Source organism: Acinetobacter sp. P37 (assembly GCF_057480965.1).
On sequence record NZ_JBLIYY010000004.1, the window covers coordinates 79,802 to 103,434 of the forward strand.

The 23,633-nt window shown below is 39.1% G+C and carries 22 protein-coding genes and 1 tRNA gene; 15 read left to right on the forward strand and 8 right to left on the reverse strand.

The annotated features are described in order from the left end of the window. Nucleotides 1-215 precede the first annotated feature (215 nt). Nucleotides 216-761, forward strand: coding sequence for an adenine phosphoribosyltransferase (locus tag AC25JC_RS04945; RefSeq protein WP_078189930.1), 546 nt, complete (start codon nt 216-218; stop codon nt 759-761). Nucleotides 762-842: 81 nt separating this feature from the next. Here AC25JC_RS04945 and AC25JC_RS04950 read toward each other — a convergent pair whose 3' ends face one another. Continuing rightward, nucleotides 843-1,349, reverse strand: coding sequence for a YqiA/YcfP family alpha/beta fold hydrolase (locus AC25JC_RS04950; protein WP_078193013.1), 507 nt, complete (start codon nt 1,347-1,349; stop codon nt 843-845). A gap of 462 nt (nt 1,350-1,811) precedes the next feature. Here AC25JC_RS04950 and lysS point away from each other — a divergent pair, with 462 nt between their 5' ends. Continuing rightward, the gene (lysS, locus tag AC25JC_RS04955; RefSeq protein WP_180077256.1) at nt 1,812-3,338 is read left to right on the forward strand and encodes a lysine--tRNA ligase; all 1,527 of its coding nucleotides are present in this window, start codon (nt 1,812-1,814) and stop codon (nt 3,336-3,338) included. A gap of 355 nt (nt 3,339-3,693) precedes the next feature. Here the strand turns inward: lysS and trpS are convergent, their stop codons facing one another. After that, nucleotides 3,694-4,707, reverse strand: a complete 1,014-nt coding sequence (gene trpS / locus AC25JC_RS04960; protein ID WP_180035350.1) for a tryptophan--tRNA ligase — start codon at nt 4,705-4,707, stop codon at nt 3,694-3,696. Nucleotides 4,708-4,909: 202 nt separating this feature from the next. Between trpS and AC25JC_RS04965 the strand changes: the two genes are divergently transcribed. Together AC25JC_RS04965 and ypfJ are read left to right on the forward strand one after the other, a co-directional pair. After that, nucleotides 4,910-5,836 carry a DUF808 domain-containing protein gene (locus AC25JC_RS04965; RefSeq protein WP_486923567.1) on the forward strand — a complete coding sequence of 309 codons (927 nt, stop codon included), beginning with the start codon at nt 4,910-4,912 and terminating at the stop codon, nt 5,834-5,836. 46 nt (nt 5,837-5,882) lie between these two features. Beyond that, a complete protein-coding gene (ypfJ, locus tag AC25JC_RS04970; RefSeq protein ID WP_180024102.1) occupies nt 5,883-6,788 on the forward strand; it encodes a KPN_02809 family neutral zinc metallopeptidase in 906 nt (301 codons plus the stop codon). Between the two features lie 55 nt (nt 6,789-6,843). Here ypfJ and AC25JC_RS04975 read toward each other — a convergent pair whose 3' ends face one another. Continuing rightward, nucleotides 6,844-7,401 carry a hypothetical protein gene (locus tag AC25JC_RS04975; RefSeq protein WP_486923568.1) on the reverse strand — a complete coding sequence of 186 codons (558 nt, stop codon included), beginning with the start codon at nt 7,399-7,401 and terminating at the stop codon, nt 6,844-6,846. Between the two features lie 219 nt (nt 7,402-7,620). On the opposite strand from AC25JC_RS04975, the gene AC25JC_RS04980 reads away from it, so the two are divergent. The 5 genes from AC25JC_RS04980 (at nt 7,621) to AC25JC_RS05000 (ending at nt 10,898) form a co-directional block, all read left to right on the forward strand. Next, nucleotides 7,621-9,120: a cation:proton antiporter gene (locus AC25JC_RS04980; RefSeq protein WP_486923569.1), complete on the forward strand. Its 1,500-nt coding sequence runs from the start codon at nt 7,621-7,623 to the stop codon at nt 9,118-9,120. Between the two features lie 419 nt (nt 9,121-9,539). Further along, a complete protein-coding gene (locus AC25JC_RS04985; RefSeq protein ID WP_180085153.1) occupies nt 9,540-9,698 on the forward strand; it encodes a BapA/Bap/LapF family prefix-like domain-containing protein in 159 nt (52 codons plus the stop codon). Next, nucleotides 9,673-10,119, forward strand: coding sequence for an Ig-like domain-containing protein (locus tag AC25JC_RS04990; RefSeq protein WP_486923570.1), 447 nt, complete (start codon nt 9,673-9,675; stop codon nt 10,117-10,119). The genes AC25JC_RS04985 and AC25JC_RS04990 overlap by 26 nt, the downstream gene beginning before the upstream one ends. 30 nt (nt 10,120-10,149) lie before the next feature. Beyond that, on the forward strand, nt 10,150-10,416 hold the full coding sequence (locus AC25JC_RS04995) for a type I secretion C-terminal target domain-containing protein (RefSeq protein WP_180024105.1): 267 nt from the start codon (nt 10,150-10,152) through the stop codon (nt 10,414-10,416). A 164-nt stretch (nt 10,417-10,580) separates the two neighbouring features. Further along, nucleotides 10,581-10,898: an MGMT family protein gene (locus tag AC25JC_RS05000; protein WP_486923571.1), complete on the forward strand. Its 318-nt coding sequence runs from the start codon at nt 10,581-10,583 to the stop codon at nt 10,896-10,898. Nucleotides 10,899-11,008: 110 nt separating this feature from the next. On the opposite strand, the gene AC25JC_RS05005 is transcribed toward AC25JC_RS05000, so the two are convergent. Together AC25JC_RS05005 and AC25JC_RS05010 are read right to left on the reverse strand one after the other, a co-directional pair. Then, complete coding sequence (locus AC25JC_RS05005; RefSeq protein WP_078189919.1) at nt 11,009-11,449, reverse strand: universal stress protein; 441 nt, start codon at nt 11,447-11,449, stop codon at nt 11,009-11,011. A 294-nt stretch (nt 11,450-11,743) separates the two neighbouring features. Beyond that, entirely contained in the window at nt 11,744-12,160 is a 417-nt protein-coding gene (locus AC25JC_RS05010; RefSeq protein WP_486923572.1) for a hypothetical protein, read from the reverse strand. A 167-nt stretch (nt 12,161-12,327) separates the two neighbouring features. Between AC25JC_RS05010 and AC25JC_RS05015 the strand changes: the two genes are divergently transcribed. Further along, nucleotides 12,328-12,404 (forward strand) — tRNA-Met (locus AC25JC_RS05015). A gap of 262 nt (nt 12,405-12,666) precedes the next feature. Here the strand turns inward: AC25JC_RS05015 and AC25JC_RS05020 are convergent. Further along, the gene (locus AC25JC_RS05020; protein WP_486923573.1) at nt 12,667-14,292 is read right to left on the reverse strand and encodes an NAD+ synthase; all 1,626 of its coding nucleotides are present in this window, start codon (nt 14,290-14,292) and stop codon (nt 12,667-12,669) included. A 374-nt stretch (nt 14,293-14,666) separates the two neighbouring features. Then, nucleotides 14,667-15,179: a hypothetical protein gene (locus tag AC25JC_RS05025; protein WP_218954528.1), complete on the reverse strand. Its 513-nt coding sequence runs from the start codon at nt 15,177-15,179 to the stop codon at nt 14,667-14,669. Nucleotides 15,180-15,344: 165 nt separating this feature from the next. Here AC25JC_RS05025 and AC25JC_RS05030 point away from each other — a divergent pair, with 165 nt between their 5' ends. From AC25JC_RS05030 to AC25JC_RS05050, 5 genes are all read left to right on the forward strand, one after another. Next, a complete protein-coding gene (locus AC25JC_RS05030) occupies nt 15,345-16,847 on the forward strand; it encodes an AAA family ATPase (RefSeq protein WP_486923574.1) in 1,503 nt (500 codons plus the stop codon). Further along, nucleotides 16,835-18,271 (forward strand): VWA domain-containing protein, encoded by a 1,437-nt coding sequence (locus AC25JC_RS05035; RefSeq protein ID WP_486923575.1) that lies wholly within the window; start codon nt 16,835-16,837, stop codon nt 18,269-18,271. The genes AC25JC_RS05030 and AC25JC_RS05035 overlap by 13 nt, the downstream gene beginning before the upstream one ends. Before the next feature lie 241 nt (nt 18,272-18,512). Continuing rightward, nucleotides 18,513-19,469 (forward strand): metal-dependent hydrolase, encoded by a 957-nt coding sequence (locus AC25JC_RS05040; protein ID WP_111884407.1) that lies wholly within the window; start codon nt 18,513-18,515, stop codon nt 19,467-19,469. Between the two features lie 12 nt (nt 19,470-19,481). Further along, nucleotides 19,482-20,348, forward strand: coding sequence for an SDR family NAD(P)-dependent oxidoreductase (locus tag AC25JC_RS05045; protein ID WP_486923576.1), 867 nt, complete (start codon nt 19,482-19,484; stop codon nt 20,346-20,348). After that, the gene (locus tag AC25JC_RS05050; protein ID WP_486923577.1) at nt 20,345-21,985 is read left to right on the forward strand and encodes a flavin-containing monooxygenase; all 1,641 of its coding nucleotides are present in this window, start codon (nt 20,345-20,347) and stop codon (nt 21,983-21,985) included. The genes AC25JC_RS05045 and AC25JC_RS05050 overlap by 4 nt, the downstream gene beginning before the upstream one ends. A gap of 334 nt (nt 21,986-22,319) precedes the next feature. Here AC25JC_RS05050 and gltA read toward each other — a convergent pair whose 3' ends face one another. Continuing rightward, complete coding sequence (gene gltA / locus AC25JC_RS05055; protein ID WP_078189909.1) at nt 22,320-23,597, reverse strand: citrate synthase; 1,278 nt, start codon at nt 23,595-23,597, stop codon at nt 22,320-22,322. Nucleotides 23,598-23,633 lie beyond the last annotated feature (36 nt).

The following is a 23,633-nucleotide window of genomic DNA, read 5'->3' on the forward strand; positions in this document are numbered from 1 at the left end:
ACTAAAGTCTTGCAGAAAAAAACTCTAAAATCTTTTATTTTATGATTAGGAAAATATATATTTGATATTTTTTAAATAAATACAATATTAATAATCAATAACTTATGTAAATTTGCTGTATTTTAAATATGCATTTTAGTCGGGGGTTAGCTGTTCTTTTCTCTCAAATCGCGTTAAAATTCACACATTCCTTCCTTAATTTATTTTCTCCTATTATGAGTAATTCTACTGCTGCGGCATTGTGGTCTAACATTCGTACTGTCCAAGATTTCCCAAAACCAGGAATTTGCTTCTTTGACCTTACGCCGTTATTTATGAATAACATCGAATCGTTAACTGATGCCCTCATTGCAAGTATTCCAGCTGAGCAATTGGCAGAAGTAGATAGCTTTATTGCAGTTGAAGCGCGTGGTTTTGTTTTGGCAAGCTTACTTGCTCAGCGTACAGGCAAAGGTTTGGTGTTGGTACGTAAAGCCGGAAAATTACCACCACCTGTTGTCGGTGTTGGTTATAGCCTTGAATACGGTTTAGATCGTCTTGAAATGTCAGCTGAAATCGAATCACAAAAAGTAATTATTGTGGATGACGTATTGGCGACGGGCGGTACGCTTCGTGCAGTGAAACAATTGGCTGAAAAATGTAAACACCAAGTTTTAGGCGCAAGCATTTTCTTAGATTTGCCTGACTTGCATAAAGATTTAGGTTTAAATATCTGGTCTGTTTTAGATGATAAAACACGTCCTGAAGCAGATGCTGCCTAAGCGTCAGGTTTAAAATGTAAAAAGCCTTGTCTACGACAAGGCTTTTTTATGTCTGATAAAAACGACGTTGCTGCTTATGATTTATTTTTTTAAGTAATTTAATTCGAGATGTTGGATTAAATCATTAATATTTTCAGGGCATTGAAGGCGATGATGTCCGCCATCCATGACTTGAACTTGCATATAATCTTCGAGTTGTTGTTCTGCTTCATACATATCTAAGATTTCATCGCCACGTTCGATATAGGCAATTTGTGGAATATCGTGATCCAAATCCATTTCATTGATTGCCGGGTAGTCGTCGCGAAAGTCTGGATGCAGACTCGGGTTGGCAATTACACACGGAATGCGATGAAACAGCGACATTTTCAAAGCCCAATATGCCCCGAGACTATGACCGACGATGATATCGGGCTTAATGGTTTCAATACTCTCGTGGTAAAAATCCGCAACAGTTTGAAAATTTAAGTTGCGATAGTCCACTTCAATGCAGAATTTTTGTTTTGCATTGATGGCATGGAACTTCGTAGATTCACGGGAAGAATCCAATCCATGTAAAAACAGAATTTTCGATAAGCAGGAAGTCATTGTTTTTCTACACACTGTTTTCAAACATTTTTGGATGTGTTGAATATTTTATTTTTCAACAATTTTATGACTTCATTGTAGAGAGAATTGTCAAAAAGAGAATTTAGCTTTTGGTCTAATTTATAGGCATTTAAAAGACTTTAGTCTTAAAGAAAATAGATTAAAAGGTTGAATTAAGTTATTGATATATATTTTAATGTGTTGATAGTTATAAGTATTTTTTAAAGCTTTTAGTTATCATCTGATATCATTAAAATGTAGGTTTTCGAGCTTGAGTATTTAATTTTTATCTACTGCACATCTGTAAGGTATGTTCTATGTCTACCTGAAGTTATAACGATTAAAACATCTTACTTCGATAAATTTCTACTTATTAAAAAAATGCGCGCATTGCTTACTGCTCAATTCAAAGGAAATCTGCTATGCTATGCAACTTCCGTTTTTTAACTATTTGAGACAGAGATGACGCAACATAACGCTCAATCGACTTCTGAACAAGCCATTTCCGAAAACGATTTAATTGCACAGCGTCATGCCAAGTTAGAGCACATCAAAGAGCACGCCAAGGAAACAGGTGTTAGCCCGTGGCCTAACACATTTAAGCGTGAACACTATGCACAAGACCTACAAGATCAATTCGCTGAAAAATCAAAAGAAGAAATTGAAGCAGGCGAAAAGGTTTATGTAAAAGTTGCTGGTCGTGTGATGTTGAACCGTGGTTCATTCATCGTAATCCAAGATATGACTGGTCGTATCCAGCTTTATGTACCACGTAAAGAGTTGGATGCTGATGTTCTTGCAACAATTAAAGCACTCGATTTGGGCGATATTATTGCCATTGAAGGTTATATTGGTCGTTCTGGTAAAGGTGACCTTTATGTTCATATTGAACATTTTGAGCTTTTAACCAAATCACTCCGTCCACTTCCAGACAAATTCCATGGTTTGACGGATACTGAAGTTAAATACCGTAAACGTTATTTAGACCTCATCATGAACGAAGAAACACGTAAAACTTTTGAAATTCGTGCAAAAGTGGTGTCAGGTATTCGTTCATATTTGAGCAATGAGCGTTTCATGGAAGTTGAAACACCAATGATGCATGTGATTCCGGGTGGTGCATCTGCGCGTCCATTTGAAACTCATCACAATGCATTAGATATGCCTTTATTTTTACGTATTGCGCCTGAGCTTTACTTAAAACGTTTGGTCGTTGGTGGTTTTGAGCGCGTGTTCGAAATTAACCGTAACTTCCGTAACGAGGGTGTATCAACACGTCATAATCCAGAATTCACTATGATTGAATTCTACCAAGCATATGCAGACTACAAAGACCTGATGGCTTTGACAGAAAATATGCTTGAAAAATTGGCCATCGACATATTAGGTTCGACTGATGTGCCTTATGGTGATGAAGTGTATAGCTTCAAAGGTCCATTCAAGAAAATTTCGATGTTTGATGCGATTCTTGAACATAACCCAACGTTCACCGCTGAAAATGTATCTGACCGTGAGTTTCTTGCAAACTTCGTTAAAAATGAACTGAAAGAGCAAGTAAAACCTGGTTTTGGTTTAGGCAAACTTCAAACCATCGTATTTGAAGAAACTGTTGAAACAAAACTTCGTCAACCGACATTCATCACAGAATATCCAGCGGAAACTTCACCATTGGCACGTCGTAATGATGAAAATCCACATATTACCGATCGTTTTGAATTCTTCATCGGTGGTCGTGAGTTGGCAAATGGTTTCTCAGAGTTAAATGATCCGATTGACCAAGCTGAACGTTTCCAAGCCCAAGTTGCTGAAAAAGATGCGGGTGACGATGAAGCAATGCATTACGATGCAGACTTCATTGAAGCATTGGAATACGGCTTACCTCCTACAGCGGGTGAGGGTATCGGTATTGACCGTTTGGTGATGTTGTTTGCGAATGCTGCAAGTATCCGTGAAGTGATCTTGTTCCCACATATGCGTCATAAAAACTAATTTAGTTTTTGAAATAAAAAACCCGCTTAATGCGGGTTTTTTATTGTTTCAATAGAAAAATTTAAAATATTTACATTAATTTTTAGACAAAAAAATACGCAATGATTGGGGTGTTCATTGCGTATAACAACGAATCTGCTTTCACAGGTTCGGTAAAGGAGAAATGTTATGAATTTAGGTATTCCTAAAACATAAATAGATAATAGAGTGAACGGTCAGTCATTTCATTGGTGTTCACGTTAAGTGATGTTACCTAACGTTAAAACTAAGGAGATTTTGTGAATACCTTCACAAAAAGTGCCTATAAAAAAGCCTTTCACATTGGAAAGGCTTAATTTTATAGAATTTTTTAAATTTAGAAGTGGAATACACCCAGTCCAGATTTAATTTCGTCTAACGTTTGTTGGGTAATATCACGGCATTTATCGGTACCGGTTTTTAAAATATCCATGATGTAGTCAGGATCTTTTTGCAATTCTAAACGGCGTTCACGGATCGGGCCGATCAGCTCTTTTAGTACACCTTCAAGACGCTTTTTCACAGTACCATCGCCTAAGCCACCACGACGATAGTGTTCTTTTAATTCCGCAACAGCTTCTTTATCAGGATCGAATGCATCGAGGTAAGTAAATACGACGTTACCTTCCACTTGACCCGGATCTTCAATACGTAAATGATTTGGGTCGGTATACATTGCATTAACAGCTTTCTTGATATCTTTATCAGTCGCGTCAAGCACAATAGTATTGCCCAAAGATTTAGACATTTTTGCTTTGCCATCAAAACCAGGTAGACGGCCTACATTAGAGAGTAAAGCTTTACATTCAGGAAGTACGTCACGACCAATTTGACGGTTTAAACGACGAACAATTTCATTGGTTTGTTCAATCATTGGAATTTGGTCTTCGCCCACCGGAACGACAGATGCTTTAAACGCTGTAATATCGGCAGCTTGAGCCACTGGGTAGCATAAGAAACCTGCAGGAATGTCACGCTCAAATCCACGCATTTGAATCTCAGATTTGATAGTTGGATTACGCTCTAAGCGAGAAACCGTCACAAAGTTCAAATATAACATGGTCAATTCATTCAATGCTGGTAAGCATGATTGAACGCAAATCGTGGTTTTGGTTGGGTCAATTCCTACAGCAAGATAATCGGTTGCGACTTCAATAATATTGCGACGAACTTTTTCGAAGTTATCAGCATTATCAGTTAAGGCTTGAGCATCAGCTAAAAGAAGATGTTGATGATGCGAATCTTGTAAACCTACACGTGAACGTAAAGAACCTACAAAATGACCTAAATGTAATTGTCCAGTCGGACGGTCGCCAGTCAAAATCACTGGACGATTATCTTGAATACTCATTATCTGTTCCAAAGTGGTAGTCAAAGCTACGGCTGATTTTCAAAGAATGTCCCCATTGTACGGCATTCTATTTTTGATTGTTACTGACACAGCACAATTGACTGAAAAATGGGTGAATATTTTGTTAATTATTAAAAAACTAAATACAATTTTAGCGTTAAATAGAATTAGAATATTAAAAAATGCCTAAAGGATAAAAATAATGGCGAGTAGCTTATTAATCTTACTGGATGATATTGCAACTGTGCTGGATGACGTTGCTGTCATGAGTAAGATGGCAGCCAAAAAAACAGCGGGTGTCCTTGGAGATGATTTAGCACTGAATGCACAACAAGTCAGTGGTGTCCGTTCGGATCGTGAACTTCCAGTTGTTTGGTCTGTGGCCAAAGGTTCTTTACTTAATAAATTAATTTTAGTTCCGGCTGCTTTATTGATTAGTGTGGTTGCACCTTGGTTGATTACACCGCTTTTGATGATTGGTGGTTTGTTCTTATGCTATGAGGGTGTGGAAAAAGTCCTGCATAGTTTGCATCATAAAAAAGCCAAAACAGAAGAAGTTGCTCGTGAAGAGATGACTCATATTGAAACGGATTTGGTGACTTTTGAGAAAGAAAAAGTTAAAGGAGCCATCCGTACCGATTTTATTTTATCTGCTGAAATTGTGGTGATTTCATTGGGTACGGTTGCGACTGCGGCATTTGGGACCAAGGTCATGGTGCTTTCAGTGATTGCAATTTTAATGACTGTTGGTGTTTATGGATTTGTTGCGATGATTGTTAAAATTGATGACTTAGGACTTTATCTCACTCAACAAGCATCACAATTTAAAAAGACCGTTGGACAAGGTTTGTTAGCATTTGCACCTAAGTTGATGAAGACATTGACCATTGTCGGTACCATTGCCATGTTTTTAGTGGGTGGTGGCATCATTACCCATGGTGTGCCTTTACTACACCATTTTATTGAAGGCTCTGTAGATTATGCAGAACATATTCCTACAGTTGGCAGTATTGTGGGTGCATTAACACCGACTTTAATCAATTTAGTGACAGGTTTTATTGCAGGTTTAATCGTGTTGTGCGTCGTATCTTTAATTCAAAAAGTATGGCCAAAGTCGCAAAAGGATTAATCTGTAAACGCACGGATATCAACTATTTTATATAAGGAAGATCACTATGCGCTGGAAAGGTCGAAGAGTTAGTTCAAACGTAGAAGACCGTCGCGGTGGTGGCGGTGCAAAAGCGGGTGGGATCAGTATTCTCGGTTTGGTTGTGGCATTTGTTGCGTGGAAGTTTTTTGGTGTCGATCCGCAGCAAGCATATCAGGCGACCAAACAAGTGACTTCACAGGGTCAAACGGCTGAAGTCAAAGGTCTGGATAATCCAACACCTGAACAACAAGAAGCGATGGATTTTGTTGGAACGGTTTTGGCTGATACGGAAGATACATGGACTAAAGTCTTCCAAGAACAGTTAAATGCCCAGTATAAACCGCCTAAGTTGGTTATGTTTAATGGTGTGGTCAACTCGGGTTGTGGTACAGCACAAGCTGCAATGGGGCCGTTTTATTGCCCAGCAGATCAGAAGGTCTATATTGATACCGCATTCTTTAAAGATATGCGTACGCAAATGGGCATTACGGGTGAACAAAATCAAACAGAATTGAGTCGCCAAGATCAGGCGGGTGATTTTGCGCAAGCCTATGTGGTTGCCCATGAAGTTGGACATCATATCCAAACGATTTTAGGCATTTCTGAGCAAGTCCAGCAGGCCCGTGCGCAAGCATCTAAAGCTGAGGGTAATCGTTATTCGGTTATGCAAGAACTGCAAGCAGACTGCTTTGCGGGTATTTGGGCGCATCATAATCAACAGCGTACCCAATTTTTAGAGCAGGGTGATGTAGAAGAAGCGATGGACGCTGCACATAAGATTGGTGATGACTATTTACAGAAAAGTGCAACAGGGCAAGTGGTCCCAGATAGCTTCACGCACGGCACTAGTGAACAACGTATGAAATGGTTCCAGACAGGGTTGAAATCAGGCAATATCAATAGCTGTGATACCTTTAATCAAGCCATTTAAAACAAAAAGAGGATGCAAAACATCCTCTTTTTTTCATTGAAAAATAGATTGAAGCTTATTTGTTGAGAAATGATTTGAAGTTTCGAACAATACGATAGCTGACATACAATGCGGCAAATGCAAATAAAGCTACGCCAAAAACAGTATATTTAAGGCCTGAAATATCGTTTTGATAGAACTGTTTTAATTGGGCATCGCTATAGCGTAATTGTTGTTTTTGTCCAGTGCGGCTATTGGTGAAACTCACATTTTGGATATATTGAAATTGTCCGATTTTTAGCAAATCGAGGTGTTGAATTTGTCGGGTGTGTTGCTGATTAAATTCATCTAGACAAATATCTTGTGCATAGTTTTCACAATTCATTTTGGCAAGATAACCATTATTCGCCAGCATGATAAAAATCGCACGATCGGGTGATTCATTATTGGAGACCAAAACCAATTGTTCTTTGGGTGTTGAACCCAGTGAGATGGTTTTTGCCTGACTAAAATAGTGCTCAGCACGTACAATTTCCTGTGACTTGCTATAGCAAGTGAGGAGCAGGGCCGCCGTAATGATAAAAATCACAGCAGCAAAAAAGAGTCGAAAAACAGTTTTAATAGTCTGATGCATAGGAGAAATCATGTAGATGATGAAAATGCATAAAATTTATGCAGGCTTGCTATGTTAAATGATCTTGATAAAAGATGTGAAAAAAACTGAATTGATACACGGAATTTAGATAAAATTCGTTAGAATATTTTATTTTTAAATACTAAATAATTTGGTATTTATTTTCAAAATACCTATATCTCACTCTGTAGGCGACAGAGCACCAAAATTGGGAACGAAATGGGAAATTATTTTTTTCTACAGGTTTTTACCGTTATTTTTGCACTTTCGATTGCAACCACGATTTTTAATAAACGTATCTTGGGCTTTCCACAAGCCATAGGTGTTCCCATTGTTTCTGCAATTTTTGTCTTTATTTTGCAATGGGGCGCAAGTTTGCTCAATGGCAATCAATTTGTGACGATTAATTTACACAATATTGAAGAGGCAGTTCGTCATATCGACTTTTATGACTTTTTAATTAATGGCGTGATTTGTTTTATTTTGACCTCATCTGCCTTGAAATTTAAAGTTTCCGATTTACGTTTGCATTGGAAGCCGATCAGTATTTTGGCCAGTATTGCCTTGGTGCTTTGTGCGGTGTTTTTTGGTGTTGCTTTATATGGTTATCAGTTCTTAGTTGGTCATCATGTTGATTTATTGGTGTTGTTATTATTAGGCGCTGCTTTAGGTGCGACTGACCCAATTGGGGTTAAAGGTGTATTAAGTTCTGTACGTGCGCCACATCATTTGATGGTGAAATTAGAAGGCGAATCGCTCTTTAATGATGCCATGTGTATTGCCGTGTTTATGACCTTACTCAATGTTTTGCAAGGTGAACATTTTACCGTCATTGGTACGCTTGAAACACTGTTATATGAAATTGTTGTCGCAGTCATCATTGGTTGGGCATTTGGTTTAGGAATATTACGTTTACTCCGTGGTAAACATGAAATGGAGTCCTTGATTTTAACCACAGCATTATTGGCAAGTGGGTCATATTTAGTCGCTTTATTCGCACATGCATCTGCACCAATCGCATGTGTTATTGGTGGTTTGATCGTTGGGAATAAATGGAAAGAAATTCTTCAAGATCGTGAAATTCGGGAAGTCAATCATTTCTGGCATACCGTTGAAGGGATCATCAATTCCTTCTTATTTACCCTGATAGGTCTTGAGTTATTTATCTTAGATTTAAGTATCAGCTTAATTTTAGGCGGTATGGTGGCGTTTATTATTTTGCATGCATCGCGCTTTGCAGCAAACTATTTATCTTTCGCATTTTTCCCGAGTTTCCGCAAAAAAAGCTATAACGGTAGTCTTGCGATTTTATCGTGGGGTGGGGTTCGTGGCGGTATTTCATTGGCCCTAATCCTTGCTGTTGCCAATATTCCTGAACTTAGTGAATACAGTAGTATTTTGATTGGATATACATTTATTGCGGTATTAATGTCGGGCCTCGTGTGTGGCTTAGGTTTACCTGCTGTGATGAATGCTTTTTATTACAATCCGAATGAAGAAACCAAAGGCTTTAAAGGTTGGTACCAAAGAATGTGCCATAAAATGAATAAAAAGGGCTTCCAATATATTGTGGGTGAAGATATCCATGGTAATGAAACCATTACGGTTTATAACCCAGAAGCGTTAATAGATACCAAAGCGGATGATGGTGTTGCTGCTGTACATAACCCAGAAAAAGTGCAAGAAGTTCGTCGTTTGGAGAACCCTGAAAACTTCTAAAACTGTTTTGTTTGACTTAAAAAAGGAAATGCTTGAGCATTTCCTTTTATTATTTATAGTTATGTTTCATCATGGTACATCAAAATGGGGGGAAATTATGACTGGTCATTCATTGATGTTATTGTGACTTACATCACACAAATAAGTGTTTGTTATTACTTGCATAAAGATGGATCTAAAATCTAAATGTATTGATAAAAATATTAAAATATTCAAACAATTATGCAAAAAAATACACAAAGCATGATATAACGCACACAATTAAAAAAATTGGTTTTAATGATTTGTAATTAAAGAAATTATTAATCACCAATAACTCATTACAAAACCAAAAAAACATAAAAACGGCCCTAATGTAAATAAATGAGGTTTTACCTATATCGTAAATTTCTGTCATTTCTAAAGAAAGTCATAAAGTTTTGTATCAAGTTGAATCCAATCAAGTTGGGCTTATCAAAAATTCTGTCATCGTACTCAAAATCCGGAAAGAGGATGTTACTTCAATTACAAAGAATGGTGCTGACGTAATAATCACCTTAAAAAAATGGGGAAGTGATTACTGTACAAAACTATTTTAGTGAGGCGACACCAGATAATAGTTTGGTATTTGAGGATGAAGACGGTACATGGTATTGGGCAAAATTTACAACAGTCAACGGTGATATTGCGGATGTTATTCAGTATCAACCTTTAGATGAAATTGAACCGCTGCTCTATAACGATTCTTTGACAGGTGTAATTTTACCTTGGATTTCGGGAGCAGTCGGTGCTGGTTTATTGGGTGCAGCTATTGTTGGTGAATCTGATTATTCTGGTGGTTCTAAGAATACGACTAAACCTGACGCGCCTAAAGATGTGGTGATCACCGATGATGGTGAGCACGTCACAGGTGAAGGTGAGCCGGATACAATGGTAGAAGTAAAAGATCAAGATGGCAAAGTCATTGGCGCAGGCACAGTGGATTTATCAGGGAATTTTGATGTTGAATTTAAAAATTAATTAACCAATGGTGAAACCATTGAAGCCACTGTGACAGATAAAGTAGGCAATGATCAATTCAACACCAAAGCGGGCATTGATACGGTTATTTATAAAGTATTGGATCAAGCCGATGCAACGGGCGGTAATGGACATGATACTTGGAATGACTTTAATTCGTCTGTAGGCGATAAAGTGAATATCAAAGCCTTGTTACAAGGTCAAAATGTCAATCAGTCGAATATTGATCAGTTTGTTTCGGTTAAATCTGATGGCAAGGGCAACACTGTGATCAGCATTGATCGTGATGGAACATGATCTAAATTTGGTGATAAAGTTGAATTACTCACTTTGAAAAATACCGATGTGACTTTACAAGATCTAATCGATCACAACCAATTACTGTACTAATCTGTCAAAAGTAAGTATTAATCAAAGAGAACCTTCGGGTTCTCTTTTTTATGTGGCTCAAAGGAGATCAGATGAAGCAGAGTGATGAATTGGCAACGCAAATTTTGTCGGTCATTCAATTGATACCGCAGGCGAAGATTGCCACTTACGGACAAATTGCCAAATTAGCGGGTTTACCGAAGCATGCACGACTGGTTGGCTATGTACTCAAGCATCTAGATGCAACATCAACGATCCCATGGCATCGGGTGGTCAATGCGCAAGGAAAAATCAGCACGCAGCGTTGCAATGAAAAAGGTGAAAATATCCAGCAGTTGAAGCTGGAAGCCGAAAATGTCTTTGTAGTGAATGGACGCATCTCATTGAAACAATATCAATGGATATCTTAAAAAATCCTTGCCTTAAACATAGAATTTTAATTTTATAATTGATGAAGTAGTCAATAAAAAAGCCCTCTAGGATCAGAAGGCTTTTTATTTCACGCTATAAATCTAATGGCTTATTTGCGTACAACCAAAACAGGAATGTCTGAAGCACCTAGTACGCTTTGAGCTACGCTGCCCAAGAAGAATTTTTTGATCCCTGTACGGCCATGTGAACCAATAATAATCAAGTCCGCATGTGTTTCTTCTGCAGCTTTAACCAGTTCTGTATGCACCACTTGACCTTCAAGTAAGCGAGTTTCAACAGTGACACCTTCAGTTGAAAATTTCGCTTTTGCTTCTTCAAGTGTATTTAAAATCGATGCACGAGCACGTTCAATTAAATCATTGGTTTGCGCTGCTGAAATATACTCTGCAGCAATATATGGATCGAGCGTCAGTACTTGAACCACAGTAATTTTACTGCCAAAAGTTTTTGCAAACTCGACAGCTTTAGCCACCGCAGCATAAGAAGTTTCTGAACCGTCCACTGGAACTAAAATATTATTTAAAGCCATCTTATTTCTCCTTATCTGATCAATTGAATTTGGATGGAAAAACCTGAAAAAAAGCGCTACTTACATTGATCATAGTTTCATCATACGCTTTTTTATTTGGGAATAAAACCAAGTAAATTCATAAGGATATTGCGAAATTCGCAATAAAAATATTGCAAAAATATAGACTTGTTTTCACCTCGCTTAGCGATAGCAAAAATGCTCAATAATGTAAGCAGCTATGTCTAGATTGTAAGACAATTTGGTGCTGAAAAAATTGAGCCTAGATGAATTCATCCAACAGCAGACATGGTTTTAATCACACTGTTTCTCTTGCTCTGTCAGGGTAATATGCAATGCTTGTTGCTCAAGCAAGCTTAATTTATGCAACGCATCTTCAGGGAAGATCTGTTTTTGCAGGCGTTGAATTTGTCGCGCTGATAAATGCTGATTGGCACAATACATCGCAGCTTCATTGGCGCGCGCAACACTAACTAACTTCTCCTGATCAGTGAAGTCGAGTCGAATGATGGGTTGCTGTGCTCGGCTAAGTTGAGCCATGCTGCGCTTTTGTTGCATGCTTAATAAAGGCTGTTTATTAATCCAAGTCGCCACATCACGTCGCACACCATAGTAGTCAACAAAAATAGGCGAAACGATTTGGCAGCCCGTGAAGGTCATGACAGCTAGGCTGAGGGTCAGACAGGCTTTTTTTATCGAATTGAATTGCATGATAAAACTCTAATTTTTAATCAAAAAATATAGTAATTAGGGCTAAAAATAGCATGATTTGCTTAAATAGTAACATCTTGAACTTTTCTTGTTTAAACTCTGAACAATTACAAACAAAAATGCTTGACGATAATGTGTGAAATCTAGATAATGCCACCACAGTTTACGGCTATGTAGCTCAGTTGGTTAGAGCACCGCACTCATAATGCGGGGGTCACAAGTTCAAGTCTCGTCATAGCCACCATTTTTATAGACCAAGCTCTCAGCTTGGTCTCTTTTTTTGTGCCTAGAAAAAGTCAAATAGATTGAAATAATTACTGCACTAATAAAATGATCTGTTAACGGTGTTTATGTAGAAAAAAGAGAACTCAAATCTTTAACTGCATTATTTTATGACCTAACTTTTGAAATACACATCTCAATTACTTTTAATTTTTACTGCTGTTTTTTTTGCGCCTGTAAAAAAGCCCAGTTATAGAACTGGGCTTTTTAATTTGATCGAGTAATTAGATACCCGGTTTCCAACCATTCACGATCGGGTAGCGACGTTCACGGCTAAATGCACGTGAGCTGATACGTGGACCGATCGCGCCTTGGCGACGTTTGTATTCGTTTAGATCAACCAAACGGATGACTTTTTTCACAATTTCAGCATCAAAACCTTTAGCAATGATGTCATCTTGGCTCATATCTTCTTCGATATACGCATACAAGATCGCATCCAATACTTCATATTCAGGTAATGAGTCTTGGTCTTTCTGATCTGGGCGAAGTTCCGCAGAAGGTGGACGAGTAATTACACGTTCAGGAATCACCGGTGTTTCTGAAATGCTGTTACGGTATTTTGCAAGTTCAAATACAATCGTTTTATAAACGTCTTTAAGAACCGCAAAGCCACCGACCATATCACCGTACAATGTGCAGTAACCAACAGATAATTCAGACTTGTTCCCCGTAGAAAGGACTAAATTGCCGAACTTGTTCGATAAGGCCATTAACAATGTACCGCGAGAACGCGCTTGTAGGTTTTCTTCAGTCGCATCAGTCGGTGCAGCGCCAAAGAAAGGGAATAAGGTTTGCATAAAGCCATTCACAATTGGATTGATTTCGGCAATACCAAAAGTTACGCCCATATTCTTGGCTTGTTCAGCCGCATCTTCAACACTGATTTGTGCGGTATAGGTATATGGCATCATGACCGCTTGAACTTTATCGGCGCCAATCGCATCGGCAGCAATCGCTAAAGTTAATGCTGAGTCAATACCACCAGATAGACCTAAAATCACACCTGGGAAGCCTGAACGTTGTACGTAGTCACGTGTTGCGATCACAAGGCTTTGGTAGATTTCAGCCATGGTATTTAATACAGGCGTGATTGCACCTGTTTTAAAGGCTTTTTGTTCAGCATCGTATTCTGCGATATATAGATCTTCAACAAAACTCGGTGCTTGCAATGCAACTTCACCTGAATTGTTCATCACAAAGCTTGTGCCATCAAAGACAAGGTCATCTTGACCGCCCACTTGGTTACAGTAAACCAAATTGATGTTCAATTGTTTGGTCAATGCAGCCATGGTTTCAATGCGATGCTGTGGTTTACCAACTTCATAAGGTGAAGCATTCAACACCAAAGCGGTTTCAACATTTAACTGAGCAAGCTGTTGAACAGTTGGTAATGCCCAAACATCTTCGCAAATCAACACACCAAACTTATGACCTAAATATTCAAAGACAAGGTGTTGATGACCCTCACTGAAATAACGTTTTTCATCAAAAACGCTATAGTTTGGAAGATTTTGTTTATTGTAAATCCCGAGAACTTGACCATTTTTCATGACAGCAGCAGAGTTATAGCGCTGACCATCTTCAGTTTGATTCACAAAACCAAAGACTAAAACGATGTCCTTAACGCTCGCCAATTGTTCAAAAGCTTGCTGTGTACGTTTATTTAAACTTGGACGTAATAATAAATCTTCAGCAGGATAACCAACTGTAGAAAGTTCCGGAAAAACAATAATATCTGCATTCTGTTCTTTTGCAGCATTGGCTTGTTGAAGCATTTTTGCTGCGTTTGATTCTAGGTTACCAATATGCGGAGAGAACTGAGCAAGTGCAATTTTAAAACTATTCATTCCAACTAAATCCTATTCCTATAGGTGAATACACTTAACACACTGATTTGTATTATTGTGATTATTCAGCGAGTGTATTTAGATACGAAAAATACTGCCGAAAGGCGAAAACAAAACACCATCATCGTATGATAATTAACTTGTTTTGATGCAAAGCAAAAAAATAAGGTGAACCTATTTTATCTGAATTTAAGCGAGATACTAGAGGTATTCATAGCTTTTAAAAGCCTAGCTGAGCTTATGTGCAATAAAGTAAATATTAATGCTGTTTTTTTGTACTTAAAATAGCGTCAATGGTCGAGCAATAGCGTGAAATAGAATGATCTGGCGATATTCAATTTATCTATAAATATTCGTCAAAGAGCATTGATGCTTTACAGCTCAATTTGATGAACAAGTTCTGGATATAAAATAATATTTTTAATTCGCTTTAAATAGATGTCACGAGCAATGTCACCTTGTTGCTCAATGTTGTAGTCAAAAAATGCCTTGTGTGGTTTGAGGGTATAGCGGTAAGGATTATATTTTTTAAAACTAAAGAAATACGCCATCTGTAAAACAGCACCCCGACCCAAAACATTGATCTGCTGCTGGTATTGATAAACATGGGCCATCTCATGAATAAACAGGGCGCGATATCCTAAGGACGCTTTGGCATAGTCCGCTTTAAACAGTAAATTTCGTGCATGGATATACCCCTGAGGCGCCATGACCACATGCGCAGATTGCCAAGGCAAAAAAGGGTGATTCATCACTTTCACTTGCTCATATTGAATCAAATCCCCAAACACACTGCGACACATGGATATTTCACCTGCCGTGAGGGATCGATATTTAAAACCTTCAAGTTTTAACAGTCGGATGAGTGTAGGAAAGAAGGGCAACATGATGAAAAGTTTCTAGAGTTCCAAAGGGATGTGTAGTTTTACTATAACCTGAAAATACAATATCACGCTGTTGCGCTGTATTTAAAAAGCGATATTTTTGCATCTGCTACAGCGAAAAATCGGTTAGGGCGTTACAATTTAGTTTTCGGTCAAACAGATAATCAGATGCAAGCAAGGATCAATACTTTAATTTCTGAAATCAGCAAAAATATGTATGAACGTGAGCAGATTATTGCATTGAGTTTGCTGGCTGGTGTTGCGGGCATGAATACCTTTTTATATGGTTTGCCCGGCACAGCAAAAAGTTTGATTTCGCGTCGAATCGCGTCTGCTTTTGAAGTCCATGACTATTTTGAATACTTGATGAATCGTTTCAGTACACCGGAAGAAATTTTTGGACCGGTATCGATCAAAGCTTTAAAAGAAGATCAATATATTCGTAAAACAGAACATTATTTACCACGGGCAGATTTTGCTTTTTTAGATGAAATTTGGAAAGCCAGTCCAGCGATTTTAAATACTTTACTGACCTTGGTGAATGAGCGGAGTTTTAAAAATGGTGACATTGTCCAAAAAGTTCCATTGAATGTTTTGGTTAGTGCATCGAATGAAATTCCCGAACCGAATCAAGGTTTAGATGCCTTGTATGATCGTTTTATTTTGCGTTTAGAAGTGCCGCCGATTGCTGTTGCAGAAAACTTTCATGCACTATTACAGGCCAAGCCGAGTCAAGTCAGTGTTGAAGTCGATGCGACCTTAAAAATAAAAAAAGCGGAGTTGCAAGATTGGCGGGAACAGATTTATCAGGTGGAATTACCCGACTCGATTTTAAATCTGTTTGATCAACTTAAAAATCGACTCAATCATAACTTTGAAGATCATGTGGTCTATGTCTCTGACCGTCGTTGGCAGCGTGTGGCTTATTTAGTCAAAGCCTGTGCTTTTTTAAATGATCGTCCATCGGTGATTTTGAGTGATCTATTAATTTTAAAACATTGCTTATGGAATCAGCCTGAAGACATTGCCTTTGTTTCGCAGCAGATAGATGAAGTATTGGCTGAAAATGGCTTAAATTACGGTTTGCAATTCGAACAGCATGTGGCAGAGAAGGATGCACTTGAACAGCGGGTGCTCAATCATTTTTATTATACCGATGATGTGTATGAGAGTTATTTAATTCATGGCACTGACTACTTGCGTGCAGTGACCAATCTAGATCGACACTATAAAAATAAACTGTTGTATCTCGAACTGGATAAAATGGATACGAAAAAGGACTTCTTTGCCTTAGATGATACCGGTGAAGAAGTGCGTGGCATCGTATGTAATTTTAATGGTTCAAGAGTGTGTACGTTAAAAGGTGGATATTACGGCTTAGAGGAAGTGGTGACGCCATATATAAAACATACCAAAGGTAGTCCACGTAGCGCACTTTCAGCACAAAGCCAATATGAGCTATTACACGAAGTTCAACAGATCAAAGCACATTTTCAAACAGAATTGGATCTGTTAACGGAACGCTTTAACAGCCAAAAGCATCAGTTTAAATCGGTCTTTGTCACTGAACAGGATATTCAACAATTAATTCAATCTATTGAGCAGCAATTGGCACGATATCAGTTGCAATTGCAAGATTGTGAGCGTCTGGAACAGTTATGTCGCAATTAAAACCGACACGACATCAAACTCAATCGGCACTCGATGAATTAAGTTCACAACTTTATGATGAATTAAAACAATCCAGTTTAAAACATTGGTTGGATGATCATAAAGTTGCAAAAAAGCTCGATCAAAAAATTCAGGAATGGGCCTTTCAGGCAAAGTCGAGTTTAGATCAGCAGCATCCCTATGCAATGGCGCAGCAGCAATTGGAACATTGGCTTGCGATAAAGCATTGGGAGCAGGGCGATTTTGTTCAATTCCACACTGAATATGCTGCCTTCATGCAAACCTTGGGGATTCCAGAATTCACTAAAATGTGGCAACAGAGCCAACAGTCGTTGCTGACCGAGCAACAGCGTCAATTACACATTGAGCTATTCAAAGGTAAATGGCAGCGCAAATTGACCGAAGCCATTGCACATTGGGAGTTTGAGCAACTCCGTTTACAACGAGATGCCTTTTTAGATGAAATCAAAGATTTTCTTGCGACATTGTCGAAAATGGTCAAGCACCATGACAGTGTCGGGTTTGAAACTGGGATTTTTCTAGACTATTCCAAAGGGCAATTAACTGAGCATGATGTACAGAACTTTGAGCAATGGGCGAATTATCTCGAGCAAGATCGGGCGCTTAAACGCCTATGTCAAATGATTGGAAGCGCACAGCCGAGTATGCCACGTAAGCGGATTTCTGCTCAGTTAGAACAAGAACCACAGCAGCTTATTCACACCCCGATGGCGCAAGAGGAAATTACTGGAATTAAATTGGCACAAGAAATCAGTATGGCTTTACCTAGCGAGTTGGCGCTATTAGCCGATCCAGACTTGCAAGTTTTATTTGATTTGAAATATTTAGAATCTAACCTGATGAGTTTTAATCGACAAGGTCAGCAACAGGGACGGGTGATCGAAGACCCACGCCATACACAGCGTCGAGTCGGACAAAAAGGCCCGATGATTGTCTGCTTAGATACCAGTGGCTCAATGAATGGACAACCTGAACTGATTTCCAAAGCGATTTGTCTATATTTATCGATTCGAGCGCTAAAAGAAAAGCGAGCGATGTATTTGGTAAATTTCTCGACCAATTTAACCGCGCTGAATTTACAACATAATAGTGCTTTGGATGATGTCATTCACTTTTTAGGGCAGTCATTTCATGGGGGAACAGATATTATCCCTGCGATGAATCATGCCGTGGACATGCTGAAACAACCGAATTTTGTACATGCCGATGTGGTAGTGATTTCAGACTTTATTATGGGTCAACTGACTGAAGAACTCATGCAAGAGATCACACATTTTAAGCAGCAGGGCAATGGATTTTATGCTGTGGCTATCGGTAATTTTAAACTGGATCATTTAGACGATAACCTGTTTGATCATCAATGGGTCTATCAATCTGCGACTGGTGAAATGCAAAAAATCTAATAATCGTCCCTCACAAAAAAATACGCCATGACCTTTAATGACAAGCTTTTGAGCCATACAACACCGATGTTTTATAGATTGTCTGACAAAGAAAATATTTGAGCATTTTTGCAAATCTAGAGGTCGGTTTTGCTAATGGCCTAGTGATCTATCTCACTTAATTTGATCCTCAATCTATGTGTTTTTACTTTAATCGACATGAAGTCAATGAACGGTAAACACCCAAATTGAGAGCAAAACCATGAGCGCTTTTCAACCGATAAAAAAAACTTTAGCACGCGTATTTGCAGGCCCTGTCTTTGACCCAACAAAACAGTCTGCCGTTGTTCCTATTCGTCATATGAAATTTGATTTTGAACCAGAAAAAATTGATCCAAAATTTTATATGAATGCAGAATTGGCCAGTGCCTATTTTGCATCTTTATCTATTTTCTTAACCCGTGGCGAAGATTTGGTGATTGATACTGCTCGATATCATCGCGACTTTATTCAAGATCCTGTATTAAGACAACGTGTCACGTCGTTGATTGGGCAAGAGGCCATTCATTCACGCATGCATGAAGAAATGAATGAAGCGTATCGTGCAAGAAATCTGCCTGTGCAATTTTTTAGAAAGTTAGAACACTACGTCTTTGCCTATGGTTTTGAACGTATGCCACAGCCAATGAAGTTATCCTTAATGGCAGCAATTGAGCATTTCACCGCAGTGCTTGCGGAATACATGATGAATCATGAAGAAATCTTTTTTAATTCAATAGATGAAAAGCAGCGCGCTATTTGGATGTGGCATATGTTGGAAGAGTCTGAACACAAAGACATTGCCTATGATGTTTATCAAGAATTATCAGGTAATTATGCTTTACGTATTGCTGGCTTTTTCCCTGCATTAATTACCATATTGGGTTTGATTTCAATTGGTGCATCGATTGTCCCTTTCTACAGAAAGCCATCAAATTTGATTAGCCTAAGCTACTGGAAAGATGTTCCGCGCAGTTTCCAACTGATTTTTGGGTTAAGAGATGGTGTTTATGGCAGCAGCCTCGGGCATATTTTTGATTATTTACGACCAAGTTTTCACCCGAATGATCATGACACTTCTGCATTTCTTGAATATTACAAAAAGCGTTTGCTGAACCCTGTTGATGGTGTGTTGACACCTTATTTTGTCAAAGAATTTACCCCAGCATTAAAACGATAAAAGGACACAACCATGGGTCTATTTGGAAAAAAGAATAAGCCAAGTGAAAACGCCTACGCGGTGGTTACTGGTGCAGGCAGTGGTATAGGAAGAAGCTTTGCTTTGGAGTTGGCACGTCGTGGTGGAACAGTGGTCTGTGCCGATATTCATTTAGAAGCAGCGCAAGAAACGGTTGATCAAATTCAATCCATGACCTCATCAAATGCTTATGCAGTGCAGTGTGATGTAGGTAAAGCTGAAGAAGTTAAATCGCTGTCAGAGCAAGCCGAGCAGTTGATGGGACATGCTGTGACTTTGGTGATCAACAATGCAGGTGTCGGGCTGGGTGGTAAATTTGATGAGCTGAGTTTAGACGACTGGCAGTGGTGCATGCATGTCAATTTGTGGGGTGTGGTGCATGGCTGCCATTATTTTGTACCCAAGCTGAAACAAAATAAGCAGGGCGGCGCGATTATTAATGTTGCTTCTGCTGCGGCATATACTGCTGCACCAGAAATGACAGCATATAACGTGACGAAGTCGAGTGTGTTGGCATTGTCTGAAACTTTATCGGCAGAGCTCCGATTGGCAAATATCCGTGTGAATGTACTGTGCCCAACCTTGGTGCCGACCAATATTATGAAAAATGGTCGTTTGCCCAATCGATATTCAGGCTTGGCTGATCAATTGCTGATGAATCATGCATTTACGACGAGCCATGATGTGGTCAATTTGACATTGAATAATTTAGATGCAGGGAAGTTGTACACCATTCCGCAACCTGATGCCAAATTATTTTGGTGGTTAAAGCGTTTATCCCCGCAAACCTATACCCGCTTATTGGGGGTGGGTTATCCCTTATTTAACAACTATATTAAAAAGTCGGGAGCAAAAGCATGAATATGCCGACACAATTACATGACGAAGATGTAAAAGCATTAGATCAAGAGAAAACTCAAACTAAAAAGGCAACAACGCAAACTAATGCACGTCGTACTGTAAGGTCTTCTGCCAAAGCAAAAAAAGCAGTACAAGACCAATCAGAGTCAGAGCCTAGCCTAGAAAAACCAAGCGTAGAAAATCAAGTGCGTGTCTACGATACCATCGTGATTGGTGCGGGGATATCAGGTTTAGCTGCAGCTCATCAAATGAATGAACGAGGTTATACCGATTATGTGGTTTTGGAAAAAGCCAATCGTGTGGGAGGTACATGGCGCGACAACACCTATCCAGGTTGTGGATGTGATGTTCCTTCGGCGTTGTATTCTTTTTCATTTGCGCCGAGTCATAAATGGAGTCATTTATTTGCCAAGCAACCTGAGATTCTGAACTACTTAGAGGATGTGGCAGAGCAGCATGGGCTTTATCGTAACATTCAGTTCAACTGTGAATTGATTGCAGCGGAATGGAATGAGGAATTAAAGCAATGGCAATTGGAGACGAGCAAAGGTAAGTATACGGCGAGAACGGTAATATTTTCCACTGGGCCGATTACTGAACCTCAAATTCCAAAAATTAAAGGTATTGAAAGCTTTGAAGGTGAAATGTTCCATTCTGCGCGATGGAACCATGCCTATGACTTAAAAGATAAACGTATTGCGGTGATTGGTACGGGGGCATCTGCGATTCAGTTTATTCCTCAGATTCAACCTATTGCCAAAAATGTGGTGGTGTTTCAACGTACCGCACCATGGGTATTGCCAAAAGCAGATTTGCCACTGAATGACCGTGCGAAAGGCATCATTACCCGCTTTCCAACAGTACAAGAAACTTGGCGCAAAAGTGTGGCCGGTATATTAAATGGTATTAATTTAGGACTACGTAATCCTTTGCTTTTAGAGCCTGTGAATTATTTGGGTCGTCAGTTGTTAAAAACACAAATTCAAGATGCTGAATTACGTGAAAAAGTTACACCAAACTTTTCTATTGGTTGTAAGCGTCTTTTATTTGCCAATAACTATTATCCTGCTTTGCAGCAAGCCAATGTCGAACTTGTACCACATGGTTTAGTTGAAATAGAAGGTAATACTGTTATTGCTGCGAATGGTGAACGTCATGAAGTCGATGTCATTATTTGGGGTACAGGTTTTGAAGTTTCTCATCCGCCGATTGGGCAACGTGTAAAAAATGCCAAAGGGGAGTTATTGTCAGAACTTTGGAAAAACAGTTCTCCTGAAGCGTTTTTGGGTACCAGTATCGCGCAAGTACCTAATGCCTTCTTGGTGCTTGGGCCAAATATTTTGGTTTATGACTCATTTATTGGGATTGCAGAAGCACAGGTTGGGTATATCGTTGATGCTTTGGTAAAAATGAAACAAGAGAAGATACAACGGCTTGAAATTAAGCCAAATGTATTGGCCTATCACAATGCAAAAGTACAGACGCATTTACAGACTACGGTCTTTAATAGTGGCGGTTGTAAGAGTTATTACTTAGATGCCAATGGACGTAATTTTGCAGCTTGGCCGTGGTCACTGAAACAGTTAAAGCTGCGTCTTAAACATATGGACTTGGCAGACTATGAGACGGTTGCTTAGAAAATATTGTTTATTAAAAGTTGCCTAACTCAATAAGCCAAAATAAAGCATCATCAATATTTAAACCTTTTGTTTACAGCTTAATTTCTACGTGGAATTAGGCTTTTTTTATGACGCTATCTGATGAAACAGTGTGAGATTTTCTAGAAAATGGCGATTTAAAATACATTCAGCAATATACACCATACTTTATAGCTTGTGATGCATCGTTTTATCTAATGATTGAGTTGGAAAATTCAGTCAGATGGGGCTGTTCAATAGCGCAAAATAATTCTAGCTGCATAAAAAAACCGCCCCAAAGGGACGGTTTTTAGATTCGCACAATTCTTTCGAATTAACGACCTTGGATATCGCGTTGAGTTTCGCCAGTGTAAAGCTGACGAGGACGACCGATTTTGTAAGGTGCGCTGTGCATTTCTAACCAGTGGCTAATCCAACCAACAGTACGTGCAAGAGCGAAGATTACGGTAAACATTTCTGTTGGGATACCAATCGCTTTAAGGATGATACCTGAGTAGAAGTCTACGTTAGGGTATAGGTTACGTTTGATGAAGTATTCGTCAGAAAGCGCAATACGTTCAAGTTCCATAGCCAAAGCAAGTTGTGGATCGTTGATACCAAGTGCAGTTAACACTTCGTCACAAGTTTCTTTCATTACTTTCGCACGTGGATCGAAGTTTTTGTAAACTCGGTGACCGAAGCCCATAAGTTTAACTTCTTTAGTTTTCACTTTTTCCATGAACGGAGCAACGTTTTCTACAGTGCCGATTTCGTCAAGCATCTTAAGAACAGCTTCGTTCGCGCCGCCGTGAGCAGGTCCCCATAGAGCCGCGATACCCGCAGCGATACATGCGTATGGGTTAGCGCCAGTAGAACCAGCAAGACGTACTGTAGAAGTAGACGCGTTTTGTTCGTGGTCAGCATGAAGCGTGAAGATACGGTCCATTGCTTTAGCAAGAATAGGGTCAACTTTGTAATCACGGTCTGCAGGAGTAGCAAACATCATGTACAAGAAGTTTTCTGCGTAGCTTAAGTCGTTACGTGGGTAAACGAATGGTTGGCCTACTGTGTATTTGTAAGTCCAAGCAGCTAAAGTAGGAACTTTAGCGATTAAGCGAATAGCAGTGATTTCGCGGTGGTCAATGTTTTCAACATCGAAACCGTTGTGATAGAACGCAGAAAGCGCACCAACAACACCACACATGATCGCCATAGGGTGAGCGTCACGACGGAAACCATTGAAGAAACGGCCAACTTGATCGTGAACCATAGTGTGGTTACGAACTTTAGCATCGAATTCTTGTTTTTGTTCAGCAGTAGGAAGCTCGCCGTTCAAAAGAAGGTAGCAAGTTTCTAAGTAGTCTGCTTTAGTAGCAAGCTGGTCGATTGGGTAGCCACGGTGTAGAAGAACACCTTTACCGCCGTCAATGAAAGTGATTTTAGATTCACAAGCAGCCGTTGAGACAAAACCAGGATCAAAAGTAAAGTGACCTGCGGCCAACACATCTTTAACGTCAATTACATCTGGGCCTAGAGTGCCACTGTAAATTGGTAAGTCAATTTCTTTGCCATCAAGCTGTAAAACGGCTTTTTTGCCAGTTGCTTCAGACATTCAATAGATCTCCTGTCCTGGTGAATGTTTTATCTG